The sequence below is a fragment of the Aphanothece microscopica RSMan92 genome, assembly GCF_046613545.2.
Taxonomy (GTDB): Bacteria; Cyanobacteriota; Cyanobacteriia; order PCC-6307; family Cyanobiaceae; genus NIES-981.
The window spans coordinates 1-508 of record NZ_JBKKKY020000443.1 but is presented as its reverse complement, the minus strand read 5'-3'; the positions used below and the strand labels follow the sequence as shown (position 1 = coordinate 508).

At 45.9% G+C, this 508-nt stretch carries 1 protein-coding gene; it reads left to right on the top strand.

The window, feature by feature from the left end:
- Positions 1–216: 216 nt before the first annotated feature.
- Positions 217–508: hypothetical protein (locus ACLD7X_RS18455; RefSeq protein ID WP_425625494.1), on the top strand; the 292-nt coding region annotated here is incomplete at its 3' end.

Here is a 508-nt window from a genome sequence, read left to right as displayed (position 1 = left end):
ATTAAAAACGATTAAGTACAAGATCAGACAGTGCGTTTATTTCAAAAAGACCGGAAAGGGATGGTATTACCCCCAAAAGAAGCGAATTTTCCCGGTATGGCCTTTTTTTGTTATAAGCAGCAAATACCCCAACTATACCACAAGTTGCCAAAGATTTAGCCCCATTTCCCAACATGACATCGCTCATAGTGGTTATATTTAGAAACTAAGTCCTTTGTGCCTTTCATCGAGGGATTAATATCATCCACAATTTTTTACTTTATGTCAACTCAATTTAGCAAGGCCGAAGAGGCTGTCGAAATAATTAAAAGTAACGATCGGGTTTTTATTCACGCCGGTGCGGCTACACCCACGCCCCTGCTGCACGCCCTGGCCGCCCGCCGGGACGAACTACGGAATGTACAAACGATTCATTTACACCTGGAAGGGCCCATGCCGCTGGCCGATCCGGGTATGGAGGAGTCCTTTCATCCCAATGCCCTGTTTATCGGAGCTAACCTCCGCGAAG